19 protein-coding genes are annotated in these 21,903 nt (G+C 34.3%); 5 read left to right on the forward strand and 14 right to left on the reverse strand.

The window, feature by feature from the left end; translation table 11 throughout:
- Window positions 1–184: 184 nt before the first annotated feature.
- The 3 genes from HNQ90_RS05715 to HNQ90_RS05725 all read right to left on the reverse strand — a co-directional run bounded on the left by HNQ90_RS05715 (window position 185) and on the right by HNQ90_RS05725 (window position 5,497).
- Window positions 185–1,156 (reverse strand): Gfo/Idh/MocA family protein, encoded by a 972-nt coding sequence (locus tag HNQ90_RS05715; RefSeq protein ID WP_144116922.1) that lies wholly within the window; start codon window positions 1,154–1,156, stop codon window positions 185–187.
- Window positions 1,149–2,858 (reverse strand): sodium:solute symporter family protein, encoded by a 1,710-nt coding sequence (locus HNQ90_RS05720; RefSeq protein WP_144116923.1) that lies wholly within the window; start codon window positions 2,856–2,858, stop codon window positions 1,149–1,151. Before HNQ90_RS05720 ends, HNQ90_RS05715 begins: the two co-directional genes overlap by 8 nt.
- A 113-nt stretch (window positions 2,859–2,971) precedes the next feature.
- Entirely contained in the window at window positions 2,972–5,497 is a 2,526-nt protein-coding gene (locus HNQ90_RS05725) for a PIG-L family deacetylase (protein ID WP_144116924.1), read from the reverse strand.
- Between the two features lie 697 nt (window positions 5,498–6,194).
- Between HNQ90_RS05725 and HNQ90_RS05730 the strand changes: the two genes are divergently transcribed.
- A complete protein-coding gene (locus HNQ90_RS05730) occupies window positions 6,195–7,259 on the forward strand; it encodes a methyltransferase (RefSeq protein ID WP_144116925.1) in 1,065 nt (354 codons plus the stop codon).
- A 58-nt stretch (window positions 7,260–7,317) separates the two neighbouring features.
- Here the strand turns inward: HNQ90_RS05730 and HNQ90_RS05735 are convergent, their stop codons facing one another.
- From HNQ90_RS05735 to HNQ90_RS05760, 6 genes are all read right to left on the reverse strand, one after another.
- Complete coding sequence (locus tag HNQ90_RS05735) at window positions 7,318–7,800, reverse strand: hypothetical protein (RefSeq protein WP_144116926.1); 483 nt, start codon at window positions 7,798–7,800, stop codon at window positions 7,318–7,320.
- Window positions 7,801–8,070: 270 nt separating this feature from the next.
- Entirely contained in the window at window positions 8,071–8,904 is an 834-nt protein-coding gene (locus tag HNQ90_RS18070; RefSeq protein WP_144116927.1) for an FKBP-type peptidyl-prolyl cis-trans isomerase, read from the reverse strand.
- Window positions 8,905–8,992: 88 nt separating this feature from the next.
- Window positions 8,993–9,952 carry a tRNA dihydrouridine synthase gene (locus HNQ90_RS05745; protein WP_144116928.1) on the reverse strand — a complete coding sequence of 320 codons (960 nt, stop codon included), beginning with the start codon at window positions 9,950–9,952 and terminating at the stop codon, window positions 8,993–8,995.
- A gap of 167 nt (window positions 9,953–10,119) precedes the next feature.
- Entirely contained in the window at window positions 10,120–10,737 is a 618-nt protein-coding gene (locus tag HNQ90_RS05750; protein WP_144116929.1) for a 2OG-Fe(II) oxygenase, read from the reverse strand.
- 246 nt (window positions 10,738–10,983) lie between these two features.
- Window positions 10,984–11,976, reverse strand: a complete 993-nt coding sequence (gene lpxD / locus HNQ90_RS05755; protein WP_144116930.1) for a UDP-3-O-(3-hydroxymyristoyl)glucosamine N-acyltransferase — start codon at window positions 11,974–11,976, stop codon at window positions 10,984–10,986.
- A gap of 61 nt (window positions 11,977–12,037) precedes the next feature.
- Window positions 12,038–13,210, reverse strand: a complete 1,173-nt coding sequence (locus HNQ90_RS05760; RefSeq protein WP_144116931.1) for an LETM1-related biofilm-associated protein — start codon at window positions 13,208–13,210, stop codon at window positions 12,038–12,040.
- 151 nt (window positions 13,211–13,361) lie between these two features.
- On the opposite strand from HNQ90_RS05760, the gene HNQ90_RS05765 reads away from it, so the two are divergent.
- From HNQ90_RS05765 to HNQ90_RS05775, 3 genes are all read left to right on the forward strand, one after another.
- Complete coding sequence (locus HNQ90_RS05765) at window positions 13,362–14,042, forward strand: DUF4331 family protein (protein WP_144116932.1); 681 nt, start codon at window positions 13,362–13,364, stop codon at window positions 14,040–14,042.
- A gap of 33 nt (window positions 14,043–14,075) precedes the next feature.
- Complete coding sequence (locus HNQ90_RS05770) at window positions 14,076–14,639, forward strand: DUF4331 family protein (RefSeq protein ID WP_144116933.1); 564 nt, start codon at window positions 14,076–14,078, stop codon at window positions 14,637–14,639.
- Window positions 14,640–14,726: 87 nt separating this feature from the next.
- Window positions 14,727–16,019 (forward strand): tetratricopeptide repeat protein, encoded by a 1,293-nt coding sequence (locus tag HNQ90_RS05775; protein WP_144116934.1) that lies wholly within the window; start codon window positions 14,727–14,729, stop codon window positions 16,017–16,019.
- Between the two features lie 141 nt (window positions 16,020–16,160).
- On the opposite strand, the gene HNQ90_RS05780 is transcribed toward HNQ90_RS05775, so the two are convergent.
- Together HNQ90_RS05780 and HNQ90_RS05785 are read right to left on the reverse strand one after the other, a co-directional pair.
- On the reverse strand, window positions 16,161–17,228 hold the full coding sequence (locus HNQ90_RS05780; RefSeq protein WP_144116935.1) for a serine hydrolase domain-containing protein: 1,068 nt from the start codon (window positions 17,226–17,228) through the stop codon (window positions 16,161–16,163).
- A complete protein-coding gene (locus HNQ90_RS05785) occupies window positions 17,225–18,508 on the reverse strand; it encodes an exo-beta-N-acetylmuramidase NamZ family protein (RefSeq protein ID WP_172625890.1) in 1,284 nt (427 codons plus the stop codon). The genes HNQ90_RS05780 and HNQ90_RS05785 overlap by 4 nt, the downstream gene beginning before the upstream one ends.
- Window positions 18,509–18,517: 9 nt before the next feature.
- Between HNQ90_RS05785 and HNQ90_RS05790 the strand changes: the two genes are divergently transcribed.
- Window positions 18,518–19,753 (forward strand): ABC transporter permease, encoded by a 1,236-nt coding sequence (locus HNQ90_RS05790; RefSeq protein WP_144116936.1) that lies wholly within the window; start codon window positions 18,518–18,520, stop codon window positions 19,751–19,753.
- Between the two features lie 121 nt (window positions 19,754–19,874).
- On the opposite strand, the gene HNQ90_RS05795 is transcribed toward HNQ90_RS05790, so the two are convergent.
- The 3 genes from HNQ90_RS05795 to HNQ90_RS05805 form a co-directional block, all read right to left on the reverse strand.
- The gene (locus tag HNQ90_RS05795) at window positions 19,875–20,357 is read right to left on the reverse strand and encodes a CIA30 family protein (protein ID WP_144116937.1); all 483 of its coding nucleotides are present in this window, start codon (window positions 20,355–20,357) and stop codon (window positions 19,875–19,877) included.
- A gap of 168 nt (window positions 20,358–20,525) precedes the next feature.
- Window positions 20,526–21,332, reverse strand: a complete 807-nt coding sequence (locus HNQ90_RS05800; protein ID WP_144116938.1) for an anti-sigma factor — start codon at window positions 21,330–21,332, stop codon at window positions 20,526–20,528.
- A gap of 1 nt (window position 21,333) precedes the next feature.
- Window positions 21,334–21,864 carry an RNA polymerase sigma factor gene (locus HNQ90_RS05805; RefSeq protein ID WP_144116939.1) on the reverse strand — a complete coding sequence of 177 codons (531 nt, stop codon included), beginning with the start codon at window positions 21,862–21,864 and terminating at the stop codon, window positions 21,334–21,336.
- Between the last annotated feature and the right edge of the window lie 39 nt (window positions 21,865–21,903).

Below are 21,903 nucleotides of genomic sequence, written 5' to 3' on the forward strand. Positions count from 1 at the left end.
CTATATCAATAAAAAAACGCAATCTATTAAGGTTGCGTTTTTTTTTGTTCATTATTTGGGCGCTACCACGAGGGTCGGGCGTTCGGCAGTCGCTTTTTTGTGTTGCATATGTGCAACAACACAAAAAGAGCTTCAACAAATGCCTCAATCCCTAGCGCACCTATCAGCTAGAGTTCTTTTACAATTAATACTCTAGGTTTATTTTTGTTCTAACCGCATCTAAGGTTTTAATAAGCTGCTCGCTAAAGGCAAAAGTCATCACATCACTTTCTGTTTTTCCTGCTCTAAGTAACTCATTAAAATGTATGGTTTCGTAGTTGTAACCAATTGTTTTGTAATTAAAATCTATAGTTTCTGGTTTGCCACCTTTAGGAATTAACGTTACCGTAGTTGGCATATGGAACATGGTATTTATTTTAATAGTTCCATTTTCACAATAAAAAATAGCTTCTGTAGGAGTATTTTCAAGTAAGGTACTTTTTAGCAGCGCTTTAGTATCATCATAATCAAAAAGCATGGTGCACGATGAGTCTGCTCCATTTTCAAAATAAGTAGCCTGCGCGTTTATAGTTTTAGGTATTCCTAAAGTCGATAAAGCAGCAAAAATAGGGTAGATGCCAATATCTAACAAACTACCACCGCCTAAGGACTTATTAAATAATCTTGTAGAATCATCAAAGTCTCTATGAAAACCAAAATCGGCTTCAAGTTTAACTAAGTTACCAAAAACTTTATCCTCTAATGCTTTTAAAACATATTGATAATGCGGTAAAAAGTACGTCCAAAGTGCTTCCATAAGTAGCACATTTTCCGCTTTAGCTTTAGCTATCATTTCGGCAACTTCATCGGCATTCATAGCAAAAGGCTTCTCGCATAAAACCGCTATACCGTGTTGTAAGCATAATGACGTGTTTTCCTTGTGTAAAGCGTGTGGTGTTGCAATATAAATGGCATCGATGTTTTTATCCTCAACCATAGCTTCATAACTACCAAAAGCCTTAGTTGCATTATATTTTGCAGCAAATGCATCTGCTTTATCTTGGTTTCTAGACGCTACGGCATATAGTTTAGCACCTTCAATAGTTAATAAATCTGTTGCGAATTTATTGGCAATACTTCCTAAGCCAATAATACCCCAATTAATAGTTTTAAGCATTTATTTTAGTTTTTGGTGTTATAAATTGAATTATGCAGGCAATAGCCATTACTATCATACAGCCAATAAAGTTTAACCATAAAAAAGGTAGGTTTATATACTCGTATAAATCTAATAGATACAAGGCAATAACTAATACTTGAGTAATTAAAGCGCCAATAAAAACGGCATTTCCCTTAACAAATTTAAAGAAAAACGCCAACAAGAAAATACCCAAAACATTGCCGTAAAATATGGAACCGATAATATTTACCAACTGAATTAAATTTTCGGCAAGATTAGCAATACAGGCAACACCAATGGCAATAACACCCCAAAGGAATGTAAACCAACGCGATGCTTTTACTTTTTCTTCTTCGGTTTTTTCTCCGGTATTTCTAATGTATAAATCTATAGTTGTAGTACTTCCTAAAGCATTAAGCTCACTTGCTGTACTAGACATGGCAGCACTTAAAATTACGGCTAATAATAAACCAATTAAACCACGCGGTAAATTGTTTAAAATAAAATGTATAAATACATAATCCTTATCGTTGCTTTCTACCTTAATATCTTGGCTATCGGAAACTTTATCAATTAAATCTCGAGCTTCTTTTCGTAATTCATCATTGGCAGCATTTGCGGCAGCAATATATTTTACGGTTTCAGGATTGTCAGAAGCGGTGTAGGCTTCAATAATTTTCTGTTTATCTCTAAATATTTGTTTTTGTTCTGCTTGCAATGCTTTAAAATCATCGGCATATTCAGAATTTAACACCAACTCGGTAGCGGTAGGATTAAAGTTTACAGGTGCTTCATTAAACTGATAAAACACAAAAACCATAACACCAACTAACAGAATAAAGAACTGCATAGGTATCTTTAAAAGGCCGTTAAAAACCAAACCAAGCTGCATTTCTTTAACCGATTTACCCGAAAGGTAACGTTGCACCTGGCTTTGGTCGGTTCCAAAATAAGAAAGCATTAAAAACGTACCGCCTATAATACCACTCCAAAATGTGTAGCGATTATTTAAGTTAAAGGAGAAATCTAAAACTTCCATTTTTCCGCTGGCTCCGGCAATATCTAAGGCTTTACTAAATGTGATATCTTCAGGTAATTTATCTACAATTAATAAAAAGGCGATAAGCATACCAATAAAAATAACTACCATTTGGTGTTTTTGCGTTACGTTTACGGCTCTTGTACCACCAGAAACGGTGTAGATAATAACCAAACATCCTATAACGATGTTTAGCGTTAATAAATCCCATCCTAGTACCACCGATAATATTATGGCAGGTGCAAAAATGGTAATACCAGCAGCTAATCCGCGTTGTATTAAAAATAAAATAGCCGCTAAAGTTCTGGTTTTTAAATCGAATCTGTTTTCTAAAAACTCGTAGGCGGTATATACTTTTAGGCGGTGATACAAGGGTATAAACACCATGCAAATAACAATCATGGCAATAGGTAAGCCAAAGTAAAATTGAACGAACCCCATGCCATCATTAAAGGCTTGCCCTGGCGTAGATAAAAATGTTATCGCACTGGCTTGTGTAGCCATAACCGATAGACCAATAGTCCACCATTTGGATGTGTTTCCACCTCTTAAATAATCTTTTACATTTTTGCTGCCTCGTGTTTGCCACGTACCATAACTTACAATAGCAATTAGGGTTATGCCAAGTACCAACCAGTCAATCCAATTTAATGTCTGCATCGTTTAAAAGGATTTAGTAATGAGGTAAAATATTATAAAATATATGGCATTAGCCACCAAAACTAAGGTGTAAAGCGAATGCCATTTTTGTTTAGGTGCGTCTTCGTTCATGATTAATCATTCAGTTTTACTGGCTGTGGTATATCTTCTTTTCCTAAGGAAAGTATGTTTGCAAATAGGCGATAAGCACCCGAAACACCCGCAGGAAACTCTCTAAAAAAGCTTAAACCTGTATACGTGTAATAGCCTTTACCATGTTTTGCCACAAGTAAACTACCATGTTTTGCAGATTCTCCTTTATCGTGCATGGATAGGATAGGCGTAAACGCTTTATCCCAACTATCAGGAAAATACAAACCGCGTTCTTGAGTCCATCCTTCAAAATCCTTTGGTGTGATTTTATTAGGAAAATTTAAAACCTCATGGTCCGGATTTAAAAATTTAACTTTGGCGTTTTCGTCGGTTACTCTATCGCGCGATAATGTTAAATTATAGGGCCCTATAGCGTCTACTTTTACACGGTGGCTGGTATTGTATTGTACCACCATGTTGCCGCCATTGGCAACAAAATCGAATAACAATTGCTGTTTAAAATTTAAATCTTCAACCGTGTTATAAGCTCTAATGCCAACAACAACAGCATCAAAATTACTTAATGTTTCAGGAGTAATATCCTCAGGCGATATAATCCTAACGTTATAACCAATCTGCTCTAAACTTTCAGGAACCACATCACCAGCACCTTGAATATACGCAATATTATTACCTCGTTTTTTTATATCTAATCGCACAATTTTACTTTCGCTAGGCAGCAATACCGTTTGGAAAGGGATATGCTCGTAATCTATATCAATAAGCTCTTTGGTATAACTTTTATCACCAACATGAACAATAGGACCAATAAAGCCTTCACTCTGTTCTTTAGGCGGGATTACTGTAAACGTAAGTAATTGTTCTTCACCTTTATGAGCTATAGATACCTTTTGCTTTTTTGGTAAAATACTCCAACCGTTAGGATGGCAAACTTCAACATCGCCTTCAAGATTATCTCTTCCAGCCTTAACAACTACGGTGATGTCTCGTTGTTGGTCATTATCCAAAATAATTACCTTCTCTGTAATTTTTGCCGAAACTTCAGGGATAATTTCAAACGGACGATACAATTCACCTTTATCGGGTTTTGCGAAGCGTTGTATAACAGGTTTTGTAAAGGTTATTGGTGTATTGTTAATTAATAGATTAAAATCGATATTATAAACTCGTGGCGTTTCTGGTTTTCCAATAAGTGATTTATCGTCCACTTTATACATGCCTAAAGATCCTTTTTCGTTTAGCCAATAAGGCGTAGTAGGTTCTGCGTTATTGGAGACTTTTAAAACCTCACTAAAATCATATTTTACATTGTTTTTAAGCGTAATACCTTTAGCTATGTTTAAATCGCTGGCATTGTTTAGGCTTTCTAAAACTATGGGTAAGTCGCTTCTGTTAAGTACTTCAATATTTAGTTTTATGGTTTCGTTTTGGGTTGCCCAATTCGTTTCGGCCGATGCTTCTAAATACAATCCAGCGCACATTTCAATAATAGCCTTAAGCTCCTTAGTTTTTTGAGTTTTCCAATGTTTGTTATCTATGTTTTGAAGTAATTTGTATGCTTCAACTAACCCAGGAATATGTACCGCTGGATTTTTAAAGTTAAAGTTAGCTTCAATAGTATTTAAAATATCACCTATAGCGCCTCCACCTTTTACGCGGTTCCAAGTGGTATCAATACCTTCAAAAATATTATTCGAGCCATTTAAAGGTTCTCCTTTTAAAAAGTCGATGTACTCAATGTCCGAGCCACGTTGTGATAAACGACCAAAACCTTGACATAAATGTTGGCTACGAGCCAAATCTGCCAATTCGTTATTACTTAAACCTTTTGTAGGGTAGTAGGTACCAATATCGAAGGTTAGCATGTTGCTTTTATCAACCTTATCAAAAGCTTCTTGACCGCCATATCGCCACGAACTTGTGTTGTAAAATAAACGCTTTGGTTGCCAAAGTTCCGTTTGGTTTAATTGAGATGTGTAGGCCTTATCATTGTTAGCTAAATCGAATGCCTCGATACTTAGAATAGCCGAAGTTGTATGATGTCCGTGTGTTTTACCGGCTCTTTTTTCATCGAATCTATTAATTATAATATCGGGTTTAAATTGGCGTATGGCCAAAACAACATCGCTTAATACTTGGTCTTTATCCCAAATATCTAGAGTTTCATTTGGGTGCTTAGAATAGCCAAAATCGTTGGCTCTAGTAAACAGCTGTTCGCCACCATCTACACGTCTTGCAGCCAATAATTCTTGAGTTCTAATAACGCCTAAAAGTTCTCTTATTTCGGGGCCAATTAGGTTTTGCCCGCCATCGCCACGTGTTAACGATAAGTATGCCGTTCTTGCCTTTACTTGGTTAGACATGTATGCAATTAAACGCGTGTTTTCGTCGTCTGGATGTGCTGCTACATATAAAACAGAACCTAAAAAGTTTAGCTTTTGTAGGGATTCATAAATCTCTGATGATGATGGTGCTTTGGGCTTCTGTGCTTGAGTAAATGATACTGCCAAAAGGCATACCAATAATCTAAGTAATTGTTTCTGCATGGTTTATTATTAGCTGAACCCCAAATATAAAAAACATAACAGCGATAGGGTTGGTTTTAGTTTTTATTTAACGCTTGTTAACATTAGTGTTTTGTCTTATACAAGTGTTAAATCGGCTCCACTTACTATATCTTTTTAAAATCCATAACCATAGCATTAAACTATGCGATTTACAGAGGTTAAGCTTTTAATTTGCTATTACTTGAATATTAGAGGTGTAATGGTGTTTTATAAGGTATCTTTGGTGTAAAATTATTTGTTTGTACATATTAATTCATGTTTTCGCAATACTTCCGTGAAAAGCAAAGACTTAACACATGAGTCCGAATTTATATTTCAAACCCTAGTGGCCAACTTAATGCCTGATTGCTAGATAATACTTATTTAATAGTAATCTTTCGCACTGCTTATGTCATTACTTCGCATGGCGTGTCAATCTAAAAATCATGGCTTTTAAAAAACGTCTTGGGCTTATACTAAATCAATTTATTTTCAACAAAGGTTTGTGCATTTCCATTAAGGCAACTTCCAATTATCACACAACATAAATTAAAGAGGATTTAAAGTAGCTAGTACTGGATTCCAGTTTTGGGCGTGCCCCTTTGGGTCGGGCTTTACATTACAATTCCTCGCACTTCCTTCCAGTCAGGCTGTGGGATTTTCATTGCAATCCCTCACGCACTAAATAGAAACTATCATGTTAGATATTACAATAAACAAACCAACACCTTTTATTTTTAAGCAACCCTTAAAAGTGTTTAATGGCAGTACCGATGTTAAGCAGGCCATAAAAACCTTAGAAGCCGGTAAACCCTTATTAATTACAGCCTTTTATAGCAATGGTTTGCTGCTTCTTAAAGCACTCGATGTTCATTTAAAAAGCACATGGCCACATACTACTTTTAAAGAGCAACGCGCATATAGATCTGCGTATCATAAGCTTTCAAATCTTATATTAATAGAGGTTACAGACCATCAATTAACTGTAAAAAAAGCACCAGCTATTGGGTGGTTAAAAGCGCTGTATCCAGAAACTAGTAGTTTTATATTAACATTTGTTCAAATACAAGGTCTAAATAGTTCCTGGCAATGGTATAGCAAAGGAGTGGTAATTCCGGTTTTACGGAATAAAATCCATCCGTATTACGGTGCTTATTTCCCCACACGTTTTGATCATTTAATACTATTCGATAGATGGTTAACACGCTATAAAGGCCCTAAAAAATCGGCTATCGATGTAGGAGTGGGTAGTGGCGTGTTATCTTTTCAAATACTTAAACATGGTTTTCAAAACGTTTTTGCCACCGATACTAATCCTAATGCTATTATAGGTTTAACTGAATCTATAAAAGATACCAAACTCTCTAGAAAAATAGAGTTGGAGTACGCATCGCTATTTGGTAAATGGGATAAGCAAACCGAATTAATTGTATTTAATCCACCTTGGTTACCAACATCAAAGGATATACAAAATATTGATGAAGCCATGTATTATAACGCAACCTTGTTTCCTGAGTTTTTCGAACAAGCCAAAAAGCGCTTGTTGCCAAATGGTAAATTGGTAATACTATTTTCAAACCTAGCGCAAATAGCAGAATTAACAACAGAGCATCCTATTGAAAAAGAATTGGCCGAAGGGGGAAGATTTCAACTAAGTAATTGTTATAAAAAATCAGTAAAATTGGCTTCAAAAAACACGAAACGTCAGCAAAATTGGCGTGCTCTAGAAATGGTAGAACTTTGGGAGCTTACAGGTAATTAAGATTTAAAAAAAAAACAAAAACCAGTGTGAATGCTGGTTTTTGTTTTTTTTAAACACTTTAAATTTGTTTAAAGTTTATGTGTTCGGTTTTGGGTTTTTTATTTTCTGGTTCCGCAGGAATAATAGGTCTGGATTGCTGATTAAAAAATAATTGCTGAATAGAATCCATGCGGCGCATCATGTGTTCAATTTGTTGATTATGATTCATGAAACCATCATGAAAAAAGTTTTCTGAATGAAACTGTTTCGAGTCAGAATCACGACCAAAAAAATCATTAAAAAACGAATCATTAAAAAAGCTATGACTATTAAAATGCTTCTGAAATTCCATTTTTAAACTATCGTTTACTTTTCCGTTACTAGAATAACTGTAGGAGTAAATGGAATCGTAGCGCGTTAAATTACCATTTTCATCATATTCTTTATTAACCGTAATATTTTCGTCTGGTTTTAGGGCTAGAGGCTCGCTTTGTTGTTTGTCTTGTCCTGAACAATTAAAAAACAACAAACAAAACAAAGGGATTAAATTCAATGTTTTCATAGGTATATATTTTAAAATTAAACAATAACTAACGATTATTATTTTTCAAAAAATGTGCCGAAATAATTCATCGAAATATATGCTTGTTTTTCAATGTCAAATTGACAGCGCTCTAAAACAAGGGCATGTAGATGTCTGCAAGTATTTTAAGCCTATCGAAAATATTACCATAAGTTAAATTTAAGCTTTATGTTTTTTTATTAAACTGTTTGTATAAAAAAACCACCTTGTTTTCACAAGATGGCTTTTAAATATTATTAAAAATATACTTTAATTAACGGATAGTAAAGTGATGTCATAAATAAGGACAGAACCTCCTTCAATTCCTGCGGCTCCTGTATTTCCGTAAGTTAAATGTGCTGGAATATAGAGTGTGCCGCTTCCGCCTTCATTAAAATAGGTTATACCTTCAGCTAGTCCTGAAAGTATTGAGTTTAACTGTACGTCTGTAGCTGTTGTGCTTTCAAAAAACACTTCTCCATCTGTAAAATAGCCTTTAATCGTAAATGTTACATTATCTGTTAATGTAGGTTGCTCTCCATCTCCAGGTTCATCAATCGTGAAAAATAAACCGGTACCAGATTGTTGCGCTGTTAACTCGTTTTCTATTAAATAATTTTGAATTTCTGCTTCATTTTCCGTTTTGTAATTAACATAAATAAGTTCGATATCGAAAATAATTACAGAACCAGCAGGAATACTTCCGTTAGCGCTACTTCCATAGGCTAAATGTGCTGGGATAATAAGAGTACCACTTCCGCCTTCTTTAAAATAAGTTATACCTTCACTAAAACCAGGTATTAAACTGTTTAAAAAAGTAAAGGAAACGCCTTCTTCAGGGCTTTCATCAAACACAGTACCGTCTGTTAAATAGCCCTTGTATGCTACTTTAACTCTATCGGTTGTTAATGGGGTAACACCAGTTCCTGGGTTATCTATTATGTAATATAAGCCACTGTTACTAGATTGTACAGTTAAATTATTAGTGGCAATATATGCCTGAATTTCTTGTTCGTTTTCGCTAGTGTAGTCTTTTGGGGCATCGTCAGAACTACAAGCTGTAAATAAAATTACAGCAAGTACCATACATAGTTTTTTCATCATATTAAATTTTTTGGTAAATATATAAGCAATAGCCTTATTTATTAAGGTTTTTAACGTTTCTTTTAAAGATTTTGTGCTATTTAAAACGTTACCTAGATAACTTTTGTTCGTTATTCAAAATAAGCTTAACGGCCTGCTTGTACTTAAACGGGTTGGTCGCTTTTTTTATTGCCTTGTACGTTTTTTGAGGGTTGGAACACGATTGCGAAAAGAACTCCCAAAACCCTAGCATTTTCATTTTTATAGGTGTTGGTCCCGAAAGGTATTCGTCGTACTGCTGGTAAATAGTATTATGGAATTCTTCAAAAATGTCCCAGCGGTTTTCAGGATATTCTGTGGTGTCATTTTTTATCATTTGTGGTAAAAACGGGTCGGCAATTAAGCCACGACCAATCATAAAATGATCTAAGCTAGGAAAACGATTTTGCATCGCTTTAAAACTGGCCACACTTGTAATATCGCCGTTGTAATACAGCTTATGTTTCGTACTGCTTATACAACGCTCAAAAGCATCAAGATCTACAGGACCTTTATAAAGTTGTTTGCCTATTCTGGCATGAATGGCAATGTTTTTTAGTGGATATTGATCTAAAATAGGGAAGACCTCTAATATTTCTTCAGCATGTTCATAACCCATTCGCATTTTCATCGATACCAAAATATCCGTTTCCTTATGGGCACGTTCTAAAATAGTATTTATTTTTTCAGGATTACAAATTAACCCAGAACCCATTCCAGATTTAGCAACCATAGGGTATGGGCAACCCAAATTCCAATTTAACTCTTTGTAACCTAAACTTTGCACATATTTGGCAACAAACAAAAAATCTTCGGCATCGTTAGTTATAATTTGCGGTATAACCTCTAATGTTGTATTGTTTTCTAGCAATAAATCGTTTTGATAAGACGATTTTATTTTAAACTTTCCGTTAAGCCTTATGTAAGGCGAATAAAAGGTGTCTATACCTCCAAAATAATGATGAAACGCATTACGGAATCTAAAATCTGTAAACCCTTGTAATGGAGAAGAAAGTAATGTAAAAGCCATTTATAATTTATGTGGCGCAAAGATAGGTATAACTTTGTTTTATTTGGGCGTTTTAACACGCTTTCACTACTCGCTCCCTCCAAAAAAGTCGGGGAGCTCAAACAGGCCGTTCAATCGTTAACGCACCTATCAACTAAGTTTTGTAATGCACCCAAAATATAGTTTATTTAGTTTTTTAACCAACCCGCAATACTTTGTCTTTCTCGGGTGTGCGAAGCATGAACTTCGTGTTCCATTTCATCACTTCTAAAAAATACCATTCGGCCTCCTAAAGGCGAAATATTTATTTGGTTTCCATATTTTGGATATAACGAGAGTAGTCCGCCATCAGTATCTTTCCAGTCGTTATTAAGATATAACACGATTGAAAATTTGCGACCCTTTTCATTCTTAAATTGGTCGATATGCCGTTTGTAAAAACTATCCTTTTCGTAGCTCGAATAATGACTTTCATAACGTTTAATAGCAGTAAAGCAAGTTTTATTTAAGTACTTAATAAAATGCTCAACCTTTTGTAAATAAACCAGTTCAAAAGGATTTAAACTTTGCGCTTCAATCCAGTTAATTTTATCACCTCTAATTAGTTTGTTTTCATGAAAATCAGTTTTATTTCCAATTCCAGAAAAGGTCATATTTCCGGCATCACTAAAAAACTGAATATTTGCTTTTAGGCCATTTACAGTTTGTGGTAGAATAAAATTATCGCAGCAGCCATAATTGTTTTTTATAAGCCCATTAATAAGGCCTTCAAATTGGTTGTTCTCGAAAACATCTGCGTTTGCCATAGGTTTAATTTTTAATTTTACCTAGGTGTAACTGTACAGACAGGAGTAATCAAAGAACGTTGTTTTTATTGTCTTATCAAGCTTAAATTTTATAAATAAATAAAGAAGCCACTCCGTTTTTACAAAGTGGCTTTTCTTAATTCCGCGAAAGCGAAAAGAGTATTTATTTAATTAGTCTTTTTGAGAAGTTTTTGGTTTCTAATAGCTTGTGAATTTTAAACGATAAACAATTCGTTAAAGTCTATCTTATTTTTTAACAAGTCTTCGCATGGCTACCCATTGTTTAAGCATAGCCTTAGCATCTTGAGCAGGATATCCTAAAACGGTTTCGCCAGCTTTAACGTTATTCATAACACCAGAACCGGCACCAACTGTTGCACCAGATTCTATTGTGGTATGGTCTTTTATAGAAGCAGAACCACCAATAATAACGCCATCGCCTAAAGTTACAGAACCCGCAAGACCACTATGGCCAGCCATAATACACGAGCGTCCCATAACGCTATTGTGCGCTATTTGTACTAGGTTATCAATTTTACAGCCATCTCCAATAATGGTGCTGCTAAATTTAGCTCTATCAACACATGAGTTTGCTCCAATTTCAACATGATGACCAATAATTACATTTCCTATTTGTGGTATTTTGGTAAGACCTCTACCATCATCACTTGGGCGATATCCAAAACCATCGGCACCTATACTTACATTGGTATGAAAAATACAATGATTACCAATAACACAACGTTCTCTTATAACCGTTCCAGACCATACGGTGGTTTGATCGCCTATAGTAGTTTCATCAAAAACGCAAACGTTAGGGTAAAGTGTTACCCCAGATCCTAAAACTACATTTTTGCCTACATAGCAATTGGCTCCAATTTTACAGCCATTTCCAATTGTAGCGGTATCATGAACTACGGCGGTAGGATGAATGTCGGTTTCAAACTCTGGTGCTGGCGGATTAAATAATTCTAAAACTCTAGCCATCGCCAAATCGGCATTTTTAACTTTTATAATAGCACGATTGTCTCCAGGTTCTAGCGTTAAGTTATCATTTAACAACACAGCAGAAGCTTTAGAATCATTCCATAATTTTAAGTATTTACTACTACCAATGAATGTAATGTGATGTTTTTTAGCATGGTTTAATTGCTCTGGGCCTTCAATACGTTGCGTGGTGTTTCCTATTAATTCACCTTTTAACAAGTCATTAATTTCCTCAATCGTGTAAGTTTGCATGTAATTTTAGTTGGTTAGTGTGCTTGTAAAGCTAATGGAAAAAAACTAAAATTATAGTGTTTTAGTCTTCAATCCTGTTTTCATCGAAAGCCGATGGCAATAATTTTGGAATAAACTTTACAACTAAAGGCAACAATAAAGCGCCACCTGGTAACAAAAATATAGCTAAACTAGGTATAGACTTAAATATATCTAGGAGTTGCTCTTGTACTTTTTTCTGTTCCTCTTTATTTAAATCTCTAATAGTAGATTGTGTTAGCAAAACCATAAGCTCCTTGCTATCCTTTAACTCTTGGTACAAGCGTTTACTATTTCTAGTAATTAGTTTGTTAACCATTTTACTAGAGTTATTGTAAAAACTTTGTACGACGTTTTTCGAGCTTAAAAGCGCAATATTATCCTTATTTATGGTGTAGAATTTATTAACAGCCTTTATAGAGTAATGTATTTTAGAGAGTCCTAGATTAAGGTCGTTACCTAGTTTTTCTAGAAAATGCTGTTCTTCTACGTCAATCATTTGGTCGCTCCAGGTCGCCATACATGCTAAGTCTAAAACGTAATGTTTTTCAAGGTTTGTGTTAATATTGCTAACCGCCTTATTGTAGTCTATATATGGGTTTTCCTGATAACGTAACGAAGCATCAAATAATTTTATTAAACTATCGTCATATTTGTTTTTGGTTTCTTTAGAATTTAAAACATTTAAAGAAATAGAAGTAATGGAAGCTTCCATGTCTTTTAAATAATCTTTAGATATTCTGTGTTGCTCCAAATAGGTTTTATACGCTAATACATCTACAAACAAAAGTGCATTAATAATAAAGTAGTTAAAGTTTTTGGTTAGTACATTGGCATCAATTTGAATGCGCCTGTGTATTATTTTTTCAAGCTGATCACTAGACTTTTTACCACTTAATAAATCGCTAAAAAAGGAGGTTTTAATTTCATCAATATCTGTATAAAACCCAATAACGCTGTCTATAAAAGAGATTTCTGAATTTGAATTGGCATGAATGTAATATAAGGAGAGGCATAAATTGGTTTTACAAAGCTCTTCTTCTGTTAGGTTTTTATCTATAATTACCTGACTTACAACTTCTAGATTGCTACCATAAATAAATCCGCACAGCCTTAAAGACTCATAAAAGGATGCCTCGTCAAATTTTAAAAAGAGATTGTTGCTTTCTATCTCTTTCATCAACTTTTTAATCCAACCTGCAGATGATGGGTTCATAATTCAATTTTCAAATAGATTGTAAAAGTAAACTTTTAACTGAATATCTGCACGGTTTTTTCTTTAACATAACTTTAACAAAACCGCTATTTCTTTTTTTTCGTAGGTATGGCAGAGAGTGAAATTAATAATAACAAAAAATCTCAAAAACATGAAAAATTTAAAACGAGTATTAGGAATTGGAGTAGTAGCGGTAGCTAGTTGCTTTGTAATTGCGGCCGATCATATTGACGCGCCAGAAGTATCTGGAGGGAATAGTGATATTACCGATTTTTATGCCTTTCAAGCTGAAAATGAAGATAATTTAGTTTTGGTAGCTAACATTCAAGGATTAATAAGTCCTGCAAACACAGCTGCTGCATCATTTAGTGAAAATGTAATGGTTGAGTTTAACATTGATACCAACCAAGATAATGTTGAAGATTTAGTTATTCAAGCCATTCCTAGAGATGGTAAAATGTATTTCTTTGGTCCTGTTGCGCCTTCTCAAACTGGCTTAAATAGTATTATTGAAACGACTTCTACAGCTGGTGGAAGTGTAGCAATTTCAAGCTACGGAGGTGCGGCAGTAACTGCTAGTAATGGTGGTATGTCCTTTTTTGCAGGTCCTAGAGACGATCCATTCTTTATGGATTTTGCACGATTCACTCAAATTTTAACACCTGGTGATGATGATGGCGATGGCGAGGAAGAAACTGCTTTTTTACCTGCAGGTTCTGCATCTGATACGTTTGCCGGAACTAACGTAATGTCTATTGTTGTTGAGGTACCTAAATCTATGATTGGTGGTTCTGGGAAAATTAACACATGGGTAGAGTCTAAAAGAAAATAATAAAACAAAATAACCTTATTAAAATATCAAATTATGAAAAATATAAAAATATTAACCTTAGCGTTAACTGTATCGTTAATAGCATTTAACTGCTCTAACGACGATGATAATAATATGAGTATGGAGGAGCCTGTTTTAGATTTCTCTGGAACCTACTCACAAGAAGACCAAATGGGTAGACCAGCCGTAAATACGGTATTTAATGCGAGTGCAGATAAAGATGCATTTAACGTTACTACACCAACAGCTCAAAGTGCAGCATTTCAAAGTAAATTTGAAGCTAATTTATTAGCCTTAAGTCCTGCTTATGCCGATGGCGGAATGAATGCCCTTGGACAAGATGCCGCAGCATTTACTGGTTTATTAGCTACCGATGTTTTAAACGTATCGTTAGATGGAACAACTACATTTTATGATGGCGAACCAGCAAATACACTTTCTGGACGTGCTTTAGCTGACGATGTTATTACTGTTGAGTTATTATTAATTTTTGGAGGTGAAGATTTCACTGAAAACCCTGGCTTATCTAACGATAATGTTAGCGAAAATGATAAAACCTTTTTGACCTCATTTCCTTACCTAGCATCTCCTCACTAGGATATATTACTTCTAGAACATGGTGGTAATTACCATGTTCTAGATTTTTTACCTACACAAAAAACACAAACACAAACACTCATTAATATGAAAACTACAAATCAATTAACATTTATTTTTTTGTTACTGCTTATGGTAAGTTGTAACGAAAACACAAAAAAAATAACAAATACTAAGGATTATGTTGGGTATTTAGAAGCATCAGATAAAGAGGTGTTGCAATTAGTAAAAGAGGATTTTAATTTCTGGGAAAAAAAGCTAGAAAAAGAACCAAATCAATTTCCCTACTTGGCTAAGGCTGCAGCATCTCAATCTGTGATTTTTAATAAAACAGGAAATATTGACGCTTTAATTAAAGCAGAAACATTTTTAGTTAAGGCAAATCAAGCAACAAATTATAATAACGCTGGTTATTTAAGAGCCTTGTCAAGAAACTATATCTCTCAGCATCGTTTTAAAGAAGCTTTACTTTTACTTATCAAGGCCGAAGATAACGGAGAAGGTTTAAAAGGAACGCAAAAAATGCTTTTCGATGTGCATTTAGAATTAGGTAATTATGATGCTGCGAAAACATACTTAGATGGAATTAAGAAAAAAAATGATTTCGATTATTTAATAAGACTTTCAAAATGGTCCGACCATCGTGGTAATTTGGATGCTGCCATAAAATATATGGAACAAGCCAAAACTATTGCAGAAAGTACAAATTTGGCATCTACAAAACAATGGGTGTATACCAATTTAGCTGATTATTATGGGCACGCAGGACGTATTGAAGCTTCTTACAACCATTATTTAAAAGCTTTAGAGTTAGATCCTAACGATGCGTATGCTAAAAAGGGAATTGCTTGGATTGTTTATTCTTATGAAAAAAATCCTGACGAAGCACTTCGTATTTTAAATGAAGTTACGAAAACTTATAACGCTCCAGATTATCATTTACTAAAGGCAGAAATTGCAGAATATAATGGTAATAATGACTTAAAAGAAGAGCAATTAAAGTTATATGCTAATGCCGTTGAAAATTCGTTTTATGGCGATATGTATAATAAGTACAACGCTTTGTTATATGCTGAAAGCGAAAAAGATACAGCAAAAGCTTTAGAGATTGCTTATGTTGAAATTAAAAATAGACCTACGCCACAATCGTATGATTTGTTAGCATGGACACTCTATAATCATGGAGAGGTAAAAGAAGCGATGGAAATTTTAGAACAACATGTAATTGGTAAAACCTCTGAACCCGATGTGCTATTTCATATAGCTAAAATTTATAAAGCTAATAGAGAAATAGAAAAGGCTAATGCATTAAAAAAAGAGCTTTTAGAAAGCGTTTTTGAACTTGGTCCTATTATGGAAAACGAAATAAAAAATATATAAATTTAGTTTGATTTGTTATGTGTATGATAATTTTTGTGAAAACTTAATTATCATAAAGAGACCTTAATGATGTGTTTAATCTAAGGTTTTTTGTTAGGTGAAAGTGTCTAGTTACTTAGTTGTAATTAGGCACTTTCTTTTTTAATTAATAAAAAGGGCCTCGAGCTTTTTTGCGAAATCATCCATTTTTACTCCCGATTTATTGGTTAAAACTGAGATGACAATCTGTTCTTTTGGGTATATTAATAAAACGGTAGACGCGCCAACACCACCACCAGTATGGTAATATTTTGGAGTGTTGTTTGTCGTGCATTCAGAGGAAAACCCAATACCATACCCCGTAATTTTACCCGATTTTAGTTTTTGAGAAGTTGTCATTTCTAGCAAAGCTTCGGCAGATACTGTTTTAGGCGAAATAATTTCTTCTCCAAATTTTATTAAATCTTCTGAAGTAGATAAAAAACCACCACCAGCAACCTTGTACTCATTAGCGACAGGAGTAGAAAGTACCCTTTTTTTTCGGTAGAAATTAGTTTTATTGGGTAGGTTTATTTCTGAATCTTCCACCAAAGTATTTGTCATCCCTAAAGGATTAAAAACCGTTTGTTTTACTAATTCATTAAAATCGGTTTGGGATGCTTTTTGCATAATTTCACTAAGTAAAACAAAGCCAAATGTATTGTATGAAAATTGTGTTGAAGGTTCAAATAAAAGTGAGTCGTTTTTAAAGATATTTACACCTTCGGTAATGGATGTTTTTTTATTCCATAGAAACTCATTGCCCTTGTAATGCCTAATTCCTGCAAGGTGTCCGCCTAATTCTTTAATGTTAAAATCGTAAGCTTTTTTAGGATAATTGGGCAAGTAACTGTAAATGCTTTTGTTTAAATCAATTTGTTTCTTATCCACTAAATGTGCCAGTGCTAGGGCCGTAATAGATTTAGATATACTGGCAATTCTAAACAATGTTTTATTAGGGTCTACTTTTACTTTAGGTTTTCTATTGGCATACCCAAAACCTTCAGACCAAATAAGTTTACCATGTTGAGATACCGATATAGACATTCCAGGAATGCCTTGTTGGCGCATAAATTGTTTAGCACGTTTTTTAGCAGTTTTTATTCTGTAGTCAGATGTAGTGTCATGTTCTGCTGAATTAAATCCTACAGAAGTAAAAAAGAAAAATATTGAGGCTAATATGTTTTTCAAGGGTATAGTAAATAGTTTTTTCTCGTTTTATTAAAACGTTGTAATCCTTCTTTCCAAGTGGCTTTAATTGCTTTTTCAGACATTCCAGATTCAATTTGCTGCTGTAACGTTTTTGTGCCTGCCAATTTTGTAAAAAAGCTATTAAAAAACTCAGCTTTATTATTGGTATTCTTGTAAGAATCAATAAGCCAATTTAGTTTTAAAGTATTTATAGTCTCAGCTTTAGTTAAATCCTTACCATAACATGTTTTGTTTTGGTGTTTTGGGTACTTAGAACCTTCGTTGGGTTGAGGTTTAAATTGAAAACGATATACATCAGGATTTAAAAACGGACTTCCAAATATTTGAAATTGGGTTTCTGTCCCTCGGCCTGCGCTTACATTGGTACCTTCAAAAAAGCAAATACTAGGGTATAGGTTAATGGCTTGGTCGTTTGGTAAATTTGGACTTGGTTTTATTGGTAAGCTATATTTTAGTTTGTGGTTGTAATGTTTCATGGCAATAACCTTTAAGTCGCATTGTATGCCATTAGCTAGCCATTTTTCGCCATTAATCATTGTGGCATATTCTCCAATAGTCATACCATGAACCACAGGAATAGGGTGCATGCCAACAAAACTAGTGTGCTCCATTTCTAAAATAGGACCATCAATATAATTACCATTTGGGTTGGGCCTATCAAAAACAATTACAGGAATTCCGGCTTCTGCGCAAGCTTCCATAACGTAATGTAAGGACGAAATGTAAGTGTAAAAACGAGCACCAACATCTTGTATATCAAAAATAACAACATCCAAATTTTCTAGTTGTGCTTCCGATGGTTTTTTGTTTTTTCCGTAAAGCGATACAATAGGTAAATTAGTTTTAGTATCTATCCCATCCTTAACAACCTCGCCGGCATCAGCCTTTCCTCTAAAACCATGTTCTGGAGCAAACACTTTTTTAATATCCACATGTAGGGCAAGAAGCGAATCTACTACGTGTGTATATGTTATAGCATCCAATGGCTGAGTTGCACTTTTAGTAAAAAACACAGAGGTTTGGTTGGCCACAATACCAATTCGCTTTCCTTTTAATAACGGCAGGTAAACGTTGGTTTGGTTTACTCCAAGAACTATAGACGTGTCTTTTTCTACTTTTGTAATTTCGTCTTCTTGATTATTAATTTTAACCTGAGATATTGAAATATCGCTCTTGGATTTGCTTCCACAAGAAATCATTACTAAAACTAGCCCAATAATTATTGGGAAAACTGTATTTTTGAAATCACTAAACCTCATTTTTATCTTTTGAATTACGAGTTCTTTATAGCAAAACGCATTATTGGTAGTAAAGCGTATAAAAGTAGCATATCGGCGCCAATAATAAAAATTGGAATCGCTGCAATTGCTATTGGTATGGTTGTAATGATGGTTACCGTAGCAATAAGTATAGGGTTGCAACAAAAAATACGCGATAAAGTTATTGCGTTTAATGGCCATGTAACCATTACAAATTACGATTCCAATAACTCCCAAGAAAGCGTATTTCCTATTACAATAAATCAAGATTTTTATCCAGATTTTAAAGCAGTACAAGGCATTAAGCATGTACAAGGTGTAGCAACAAAATTTGGTGTAATACGCACCGAAACCGATTTTGAAGGGTTGTACTTAAAAGGCGTTGGTGCCGATTATAATTGGGATTATTTTAAAGAATTTTTAGTAGAAGGCGGATTACCAGATTACACGCAAAAACGAAATGAAAATGTTTTAATATCGCAATATCTAGCCAATAGAATGCATTTTAAAGCCGGTGACACCTTTCAAATGTTTTTTGCAAAGGACGATCTCGAAAAATTACCAAACATAATAACATACACCATATCTGGTATTTTTAATTCTGGGTTTCAAGATTTGGACGCTCAATATATTATTGGCGATATACGCCACTTACAACGTATAAATAGATGGGAAAGCGATCAAATTGGCAATTTTGAGGTATTTATAGATAATTACGATGCCTTAGAAGAAAAAGGCGCCGAAATACATCAAAACATTTCCTCCTTACTAGATTCGCAAACCATTACAGATCGTTATTATTCTATTTTCGAGTGGATTAAAATTTTCGATAAAAACACCTACGGCATAATAGGCATAATGGTACTTATTGCCGGTTTTAACATGGTAACGGCCTTACTTGTTTTAATACTAGAGCGCACCAGAATGATAGGCGTTTTAAAAACCTTAGGTAGCAGTAATTGGAGCATTCGTAAACTCTTCCTTTATAATGCATCTTACCTCATTTTATTAGGTGTATTTTGGGGTAATATTTTAGGTTTAGGCATTTTGTTTACGCAAAAATATTTTAGCCTTTTTCCGTTAGATCCAAGTGTGTATTACGTATCCGAAGCACCAGTATATATCAATTTAGGCTATATTCTAGCACTAAACATAGGTACATTAGTGCTGTGCTTACTCATGCTACTGGTTCCGTCTTATCTAATTACAAAAATATCGCCAGTAAAAGCCATTCGTTTTAGTTAAACAGTAATTTGGGCGCTACCACAAGGGTCGGGCTTTTACTACTCGCTCCTTCCTAAAAAGTCAGGGAGCTCAAACATACCGTTCAATCCCTAGCGCGGGCATACTTGCACATGTTCGTGTTTTACTTTAAAGAGATGTTGCCTATCTCTAAATTAAAGGCTTCAGCTTTTTTGTTACCTATTAAAAAGGCAATCATTTCAATTTGGTTACCTTCAAAATTTGGTAGCTCAAGTTTTTTACCTCTAAAGTTAGCGTACATTTCTTTAAAAGGGATTTCTATAGTTTCCCAGCCATTTGTGGTTTTAAATGGATAAATGTAAGCATGTTTGTCGCTCTCAAAAGTCTTTACTCTAAACTGGTATGTCTTGCCATCGCCTTTTAAAGTGATTCGAAATTTAGAATAAGATGCTGTTTTTAAAGTGTCAATAGGGTATTTAACCATCGAGAAACCACCGTTATTTTCTAAAGATACTTCGCCGTAAAACAAGCCATTGCCATTAGCGTTTATTTTAAACGCACCTTCAGATTTTCCACCCATTACATTATCATCCACCGTTTTCCAGTTGGAACTATCACTTTCTGCAGTAAAATTAATTAAGGTCATGGTTTTATGGTGTTATATTTAGTTTAGGCTTTGTATAAATATATAAATGTTTATTAGCGTTTTGCTAAGGGGTTTTAATTTTATTATCGCATAAAAAAATGCACTACTATATTAATTGGTAGCGCATTTTTAATATTTAAAACTATTTAATACTGCTTGTTTACTTTGTTAGCTGGCACTCACTACACCCAAAGTATATAATTGGTCCATAGTAGGCGATGCACTACCACCTGCAGGCTCTAGAGTAATACCAAAGGCCTCACTTTTGTTAGCATTTTTAATTTCGAAAATTTTATTGGCATCAGCTGTAAAACTATCAATAGTTCCTAAACTCGTAGGTGTTAACGGTGTTAATGTTAAAGACCAAACTTGATAAACTTTCCCTTCTGGTGGGTCTGGTAAACCCTGAGCATCTAAAAATATACGCTCGGAATCTTTATCCCAATATACCTTAGCAAAAGTATTAGCAAAATTCCCTTGTCCTGCTAATGGTACTTTTGTAATATTTTCATCGCGTAACACACTAATTAATACATTAGCGTCTTCTAAGCTGTTTTTAGAATTAGCTATTTGGGTTTCTAATAAAGATTGTTGTGTTTCTGCTATTTGAATATCAGATTGTAATTGTTTGTTCTGGTTTACTGTCCATAATAATCCAGCAGCCAAAAGAATAGAAGCTGCCCAACCTGTATAAGTAATCCAGTTGTATTTAGGTTTAGCAATAGAGATTACTTTGGTATCCTTATCACTACCAAAACCTAATGTTTGCTTAATACGTTGTAAAATATGGTCGCTATCGCGTTGCGATGTCGAAGCGGTTAATTTAACAATGGCTGCTTCAATTTCTAAAACTTCTTGCAAAACCTCTGGGTGTTTTTGCATAAGCTCATAAACCTCCTCATTTTCTTTTTCAGAAAGGGTTCCGGCTACGTATAGCTCTAGTATTCCAGATTCTATGTATGCTTTTATATCCATTTTAGTTTAATACCATGTTTCTCAATTCCTGAATGCAATTTCTATTTCTTGTTTTAATAGTACCAATTGGCATATCAAGAGCTTCAGACGCTTCACTTTGTGTGTAACCTTTAAAGTAAAGTAGTTCAATTACCGCTTTACATTTTTCGGCTAGTTTACCAACAAATTTTTTAATGCCGATAGCATCCGTTTTATCATCAAGGTTTTCATTGCCTTCAATTATATCTACGAAAAAATCTGAGTTGAGGTTTTGTTTTGAGTTTTTAAAGGCTTTAGACCGCGTTTTATCTATGGCTGCGTTTCTAGCAATATTTAAAATCCATGTAAAAAATCTACCTTTTTTTGACGAATAGCTATCTGCTTTATGCCATGCTTTTATAAAAACATCTTGCATAACTTCTTGAGCAATATCATGGTCTCTTACAATATTGTAAATAACACCATGCATGCTATCGCTGTACATATTGTACAGTTTCTCGAATGCTTTTTCGTCTTTTTGTTTAAATTTTTCTACCAGCTGGTCTAATTCCATATAAGTTTTTTAGTGATTAAAATAATACTAATACTATAT

This window comes from Algibacter amylolyticus, assembly GCF_014202225.1.
Classification (GTDB): Bacteria; Bacteroidota; Bacteroidia; order Flavobacteriales; family Flavobacteriaceae; genus Algibacter_B; species Algibacter_B amylolyticus.

What these genes read in the sequence shown, in the direction of transcription:
- HNQ90_RS05715 (WP_144116922.1), bottom strand. Translation starts at nt 1,156, where the DNA reads ATGCTTAAAACTATTAATTGGGGTATTATTGGCTTAGGAAGTATTGCC.
- HNQ90_RS05800 (WP_144116938.1), bottom strand. Translation starts at nt 21,332, where the DNA reads ATGGATATAAAAGCATACATAGAATCTGGAATACTAGAGCTATACGTA.
- HNQ90_RS05745 (WP_144116928.1), bottom strand. Translation starts at nt 9,952, where the DNA reads ATGGCTTTTACATTACTTTCTTCTCCATTACAAGGGTTTACAGATTTT.
- HNQ90_RS05795 (WP_144116937.1), bottom strand. Translation starts at nt 20,357, where the DNA reads ATGACCTTAATTAATTTTACTGCAGAAAGTGATAGTTCCAACTGGAAA.
- HNQ90_RS05725 (WP_144116924.1), bottom strand. Translation starts at nt 5,497, where the DNA reads ATGCAGAAACAATTACTTAGATTATTGGTATGCCTTTTGGCAGTATCA.
- HNQ90_RS05730 (WP_144116925.1), top strand. Translation starts at nt 6,195, where the DNA reads ATGTTAGATATTACAATAAACAAACCAACACCTTTTATTTTTAAGCAA.
- HNQ90_RS05785 (WP_172625890.1), bottom strand. Translation starts at nt 18,508, where the DNA reads ATGAGGTTTAGTGATTTCAAAAATACAGTTTTCCCAATAATTATTGGG.
- HNQ90_RS05770 (WP_144116933.1), top strand. Translation starts at nt 14,076, where the DNA reads ATGAAAAATATAAAAATATTAACCTTAGCGTTAACTGTATCGTTAATA.
- HNQ90_RS05805 (WP_144116939.1), bottom strand. Translation starts at nt 21,864, where the DNA reads ATGGAATTAGACCAGCTGGTAGAAAAATTTAAACAAAAAGACGAAAAA.
- HNQ90_RS05760 (WP_144116931.1), bottom strand. Translation starts at nt 13,210, where the DNA reads ATGAACCCATCATCTGCAGGTTGGATTAAAAAGTTGATGAAAGAGATA.
- HNQ90_RS05750 (WP_144116929.1), bottom strand. Translation starts at nt 10,737, where the DNA reads ATGGCAAACGCAGATGTTTTCGAGAACAACCAATTTGAAGGCCTTATT.
- HNQ90_RS18070 (WP_144116927.1), bottom strand. Translation starts at nt 8,904, where the DNA reads ATGATGAAAAAACTATGTATGGTACTTGCTGTAATTTTATTTACAGCT.
- lpxD (WP_144116930.1), bottom strand. Translation starts at nt 11,976, where the DNA reads ATGCAAACTTACACGATTGAGGAAATTAATGACTTGTTAAAAGGTGAA.
- HNQ90_RS05720 (WP_144116923.1), bottom strand. Translation starts at nt 2,858, where the DNA reads ATGCAGACATTAAATTGGATTGACTGGTTGGTACTTGGCATAACCCTA.
- HNQ90_RS05765 (WP_144116932.1), top strand. Translation starts at nt 13,362, where the DNA reads ATGAAAAATTTAAAACGAGTATTAGGAATTGGAGTAGTAGCGGTAGCT.
- HNQ90_RS05735 (WP_144116926.1), bottom strand. Translation starts at nt 7,800, where the DNA reads ATGAAAACATTGAATTTAATCCCTTTGTTTTGTTTGTTGTTTTTTAAT.
- HNQ90_RS05775 (WP_144116934.1), top strand. Translation starts at nt 14,727, where the DNA reads ATGAAAACTACAAATCAATTAACATTTATTTTTTTGTTACTGCTTATG.